Origin of the sequence: Paracidovorax sp. MALMAid1276 (genome assembly GCF_049198005.1) — a bacterium.
Taxonomy (GTDB): domain Bacteria; phylum Pseudomonadota; class Gammaproteobacteria; order Burkholderiales; family Burkholderiaceae_C; genus Acidovorax.
Map to the genome: position 1 here is coordinate 1 of NZ_JBMIRS010000107.1, position 5,265 is coordinate 5,265.

Genomic DNA, 5,265 nt, shown 5'->3' on the forward strand with positions numbered 1-5,265 from the left:
CGGTCTACCCAGACCACCCCCGCGCCAGTGCTAGCTTTGCGTACCGTCACTTATTGCACTGAAAACGAGGAGACCCCGTCCCAGGCAGCTCTTTTCGATTGCTTTTAAGCTATCGATGGGTGCTTGATCTACCAATATGAAACCGGCGCACCACTTATGTGGGCGTCGGTTTTTTTTCGCCTGTACAAGAAATACAAAAATTTGGATTACATGCACCGGCCATTTCGCGCATTAAATATGTCGCCAGTTGCAGAGGAATACAACTATTTCAAATGCAGTGAACGCAATAGGGGCATTGCATCACCGTCGCAATTGCTTGCAATCTTACAGGTCAGATAGCGCTCTTGCCCGAAGCACTGCAGCAGCAGAGGGTGACCCCTCTGTCGTGTTCACGCAATTGCTCACAGCACAATAATTCACGACAATTCAGTTGATCATGAATTCCAAAGTTGAATTGAGCGCTGATGAGTTTTTTGAGCAATGGCTAGAACATTGTTCGAATGATGACCAGCGGGCCATCAACGATTTTGTTTTCTACAGGTACTTTTGGATATCCTGGACCAAATTTTTGACAACCGGAGGTGACCCTAAAAACCCCAGGTGGGTCCACTGGACCGATGCAGACCCAGTGCTGGTCAGGCTTTACCTGAACGGTGGGATCAAAGTGCGTGGGGGTGGCGTCAAGATCAGCGAGATCACCGAACGCCGGTACTGGCGCCTGCTTGAGCGGGTGTATGACTACGCTGTGGAGCGCGGGTTGGTTGCGGAAAATCCTGCGGCAGGCATTGCCGACAAGGAAAAGCCTCCCTCTGAAGATCCCAAGGGGGCCATCCTGTCGCCCGTTGTCTGGGAGCAGTGCTTCAAGATCCTTCGAGAAGGCTCCGAAGATGCTGTGGGCCTGAAGGCCATCGACATCCGCAACCGAGCGCTTTTGCTGGTGCTCTTTGAGTTGGGGCTCACCTCGGCTGAAATCCGCGCGCTCACAGTCGAGTCCTTCGTAGACGGCGGAGCAGGGAAGGGCGCCTCGATCCGTATCACTTCGGGTGGCGTCAACCAACTGCGCACGATGGTCGTGTCTGCAGAGGTGCGTTCGGCCATCAAATCCTGGCTGCAGGTGAAGGCGACAGCGGGCAAACACGCTTTGGCACCAGCACTTTTCAGCTCGCAGACGGGCAAACCGATGACCGACGAAAACCTGTTGGTGCTGGTGCGCGCGCACCTGCTGGCCGCCAGTCGGGCCGCTGGCCAAGATGACCCGGTTCGCGCTGGGCCGCAGATCGTCAGGAACACCAGGCTGGTGCAATGGATGCTGTCTGGCATGCCCCAGCCGGAAGTGGCACTTCGCGCCGGTCTCAAAAACGTCCGGGGGCTCCTGCATCTTCGCCAGCATTTGCCTGACGGTCCCCGCCTGGAACTCGCACGCGCGTCCAGCCGAAAAGACGACGAACCGCTGCGCCCCGTTCTCCAGCGGTTGGCCTGAGCAACCAGCTGGGGCTCAGATACTGGTCTTCATCTTGTCCACCGCCCTGATGCGCTCTCCCATGCCGGCCTTCACATAGATGGCTGTGGTGTTGATGTTCTTGTGCCCGAGCAACTCCTGCACCACACTGAGGTTTCCTCCAGCCGCCTCCAGGGCTTTGTGCGCGTAGGTGTGGCGCAGCCAGTGGGTCGAAGCCCGCATGAAGGGGGCCTTTCCTTCACCCGCCATCTCGTGGGCATTGTCGGAGCAGATTTTGAAGAAACTCTTGAGGATGGAGTACAGCATGTGACTGGACAGGGCCCCATGCTCATTGACCGTGTACTTGATCTTGCCCACCTCGGCCTCGCGTTCGATCTCGATGGTGGGCAGCGCCTTGTTTGATCGCAAAGCCATCTGCGCGCGTTCGATGGCCAATCCCTTGTCTCTGGTGGAGATCCATCGATCATCCAGCACTCCGATCAGCGGCTGGTCTTCAGGTTTGACCTGGGTGAACAGCGCGAGCTTGCCCTGAGCCATCAGCTCTTCGCGGTCCTTGCGGTGCTCACGCAGGGCTTGCATCGTGGCCGCGTTCAGGGGGACCGTGCGTTTTCGCATGCCTTTACCCAAGACCTCCAACACTCGGGACTCCACACCACGTTCCAGGGCTCGGTCGGTTTGCACATGCGACCACCGCGCTTGCGCGACTTCCGCCCGTCGCAGCCCAGCGTTCTCGATCAGCCTAAACAGGGCGCGCAGCCTGCGCTTGGCGGGTCCATCCGGCAGATCCGCGAACGTGTCACCCACCACCTGCAGGTCAGCCTCCGTGAAGGATCGGAACACATCCATCGTCACCTGGTCGCGCTTTTGCCCGTCCACCGCCAGGGCTGCGTTCGCACTGATGTACCCTGATTTCTTCCAGTGCGTGTACATGGCCCGCACGGCGGAGAAAGTCACGTTCAGACTCTGGGCGTTGAGGGGGCCACGCAGAGGTCTCCATCCATCGGTGTATTTCTGCTTTGTGCCTTTGGCTACTTGCACCCAATGCTCTGGCGGATTGGTGAGGAATTTCTTGAACGCAAAGAAATCGTCTTCAGTGAGGGACGACAGAGCCCGCTTGCGTTCATGAATGGCCCAGAGGATCAAGCGCTCTATGGCCCGTTGATATGCTTCTTGGGTATGGGGTGACTTTTGCTGGATCTTTCTGAACCACGCCTGTACCGCTTCAACATCATTCGACGCTTCCATCGTATTGGCGGTGAGTGCCCGGAACTTTCCGTCGCTCCCGTCCAATTCTTCTGGCCACAGCATCGATGTCAACGGCTGCATCTCGTAGGGCGAAGAGATCTGCAGTTCACGGCTGTTGGCCAGCGCGGGGAGTCGCGAAAGACCTGGTGCCGGCGTCAGCGTCCAGCGATGCAGCCACGCCAGCAGGTTTTCTGCCCGCCTGACGCCGTAGCCAGGCAGTTCGTCGTACCAGCGGTCGCCCTTCAACGAGATCCAGTCCACCAGGTTTCCCAGCGTGATCACGCCCGCCTTGCCCAGTGCCTCCTTCTGACTACCGGACATTACAACCCACTGTTCGACGCGGTGAGCGCGCTCGGGCTTGGTGCCCAGGTGTTCATCCAGCCAGTTGATCGCATGCAAGACATCCGCCATCCGCTCGGCCGCACTGCGGCCTGCCTGAAGCACCTGCACAGCCCCGGTCTGTATTGAGGGTTCTGTCTCGGGCGCGAGGGGGATCTCTACCTGACTCGGGGAGGGCGCCAGGTCGGGAGCAGGTTCGGCCCTTGCTTCTGCCAGGGCCTCCTCGTACCGCTCGATCAGCTCAGCCTCCGAGAACATGTCCGGGTCGAACTGGGCCGCGAACTCTTCCAAGCTGAGCACCTTGGGTGCCTGCACCGTCACGGGTTGGGCCTGCACGGCGATGTCCACTTGTCCACTGGTGGGCGCTGGAGGCTCGGTGTTGCTACCGGGTGACCCAACCGGCACTGCGCTCACTATGGTCTGGTGGTCCCTGAGGACCCTCACCATAGCGCGGGCCTCTTGGGACTGCTCGATGCCGTTGGCTGCAGCCTCGATCCGGTCCAAAAGTTCCTGGTACTTCTTGACGAGCGCTGGACGCTCGGGCGCACGACCCGGCCACAGCATGTACTGGCGAGCTGCTACAGTGAGATCCACACCTTGGGCGATGGCGCGCAGCATCGCGAACTCGTCGGCCGTCGCATTGTTGTGGGCGATCCGGGTCTGCGAACCTGGTGGGCGTCCGCGTCGGCGAGCCGGTTTGACGCGCTGCGCGGGCTCCAGCGGCTGGCCACCGTCCAGATCCACCACCGCCAGTTTTCCGGGCTCGGCGAGGGCGCCGGATTCGGCGGGCGGTTGCGCATCAGGAATTTCGGGCGTAGAGTGGGTCATGACCTTGAAAGACGAATTGTCCTCGTGCACTGGCGGCTTGGCCAACTGGCCCCAGCGCCAGCCCAGCCGGAACAACTAAGCGAAAAAGGAGCGGGATGTCCCCTCCTCTTTTTTTGAGCCTCGTTTAATGCTCCATAATGGATATTATGGGACAGTACACATTAAATGTAAAACGATTCCGAAGCGTCAAAAACTTAACGAACTTAACGGATTGATCTAACGCACTCGACTCAACGTAGCTATCTAATCTTGCGAAGTTTTCAAGGGCGATGTACAGTTCCCCTCGGAAGCACCGGCCTGGACGAGCGATGTCCAGCCAGCGACCACAGGAGAACGAGATGCTTGTTTGGATAGACGGCCCGAGTGGGCCTAGCGCACCTGCAGCGCCTAATCACTACGCGATCATTCGCCGCAACGGCAACTTGGTCCCCTTTGAACCACAGTTGATTGCTCAGGCCATGATGAAAGCGTTCCTGGCCGTGCATCAGACGATGCGCAAGGGTTGCACTGGGAACTCGCTTTTCTACGTGCGCAACACACTGTCCAGCCCCGTCTCCCAGTGGTACAGCCCCGAACGCCTGGAGGTCCGCCTTGTGAAGAGGGGCGGTGGCGCGCGCCTGAGGTCACGGCGCCGCAACAACACAGACCTTCGCGACGGATCTACTTCTGGCTTCTTCTCGGCGGCAAAGCCCAACCTGCGCAACGCGCCATAAGCGCACCACGGTTTGAAATCCCCATGAATACCCTGTCCATTTCCTCACCGTTTGCCCACCGCAATGCCCCAGACCTCTCGCAGGCGTCTCCTGATCCCTACGCGACAGCGGCCCAGTCTGCCGCTGTCTTGCGCTCGGGTGCGCAGTACCGCCGCGAGCGCATGGAAGCCGACGACATGATCACGACCGACGACGCTGCACTGCTGGCAGGCGCCAGCCGGGTGACCATCAACGCCTGGATCAAGTCGCGCCGCTGCATCGGGGTTTCCCACCTGCGCCGGGGTTTCAAATTGCCACGCTGGCAGTTCGAACCCAACCTGTGGCCCATCCTGCAGCCCTTGGCATCGGCCCTTGGCGCGTCCGATGGCTGGCAGGTGCTCACCTTCCTGGAGACGCCGGCATCGGCGCTGGACGGCCAGACACCGCGCGCCGCTCTTGAGCAGGGCGTCCCAGCGAAACACATCCTGGCATTGGCAACGGCTGAGGCTCACTGAATGACCTCGCCCCATGAACCTGACAGACCTCAATCCGCCATTCATTGAACTTCCCGACCGCCAAACTTGGGGTCCCCTTGTTTTCAGTGCAATAACTGGCGGTACGCAAACCCAGCACTGGCGCGGGGGTGGTGTTGGTAGATCGTTGATTCTGTTGGCTTTCCTGTTCACCTTCAAATCCGGGATT

At 59.5% G+C, this 5,265-nt stretch carries 4 protein-coding genes; 3 read left to right on the top strand and 1 reads right to left on the bottom strand.

Annotated features, from left to right (window positions below; genetic code table 11):
- The first annotated feature begins 436 nt into the window (after window positions 1-436).
- On the top strand, window positions 437-1,480 hold the full coding sequence (locus ACOQFS_RS07610) for a hypothetical protein (protein ID WP_172727670.1): 1,044 nt from the start codon (window positions 437-439) through the stop codon (window positions 1,478-1,480).
- A 15-nt stretch (window positions 1,481-1,495) separates the two neighbouring features.
- Here ACOQFS_RS07610 and ACOQFS_RS07615 read toward each other — a convergent pair whose 3' ends face one another.
- Window positions 1,496-3,946, bottom strand: coding sequence for a tyrosine-type recombinase/integrase (locus tag ACOQFS_RS07615; RefSeq protein ID WP_060985855.1), 2,451 nt, complete (start codon window positions 3,944-3,946; stop codon window positions 1,496-1,498).
- A gap of 263 nt (window positions 3,947-4,209) precedes the next feature.
- On the opposite strand from ACOQFS_RS07615, the gene ACOQFS_RS07620 reads away from it, so the two are divergent.
- Together ACOQFS_RS07620 and ACOQFS_RS07625 are read left to right on the top strand one after the other, a co-directional pair.
- The gene (locus ACOQFS_RS07620; protein ID WP_421562293.1) at window positions 4,210-4,584 is read left to right on the top strand and encodes a hypothetical protein; all 375 of its coding nucleotides are present in this window, start codon (window positions 4,210-4,212) and stop codon (window positions 4,582-4,584) included.
- A 23-nt stretch (window positions 4,585-4,607) separates the two neighbouring features.
- A complete protein-coding gene (locus tag ACOQFS_RS07625; RefSeq protein WP_060985853.1) occupies window positions 4,608-5,078 on the top strand; it encodes a hypothetical protein in 471 nt (156 codons plus the stop codon).
- The last annotated feature ends 187 nt before the right edge of the window (window positions 5,079-5,265 follow it).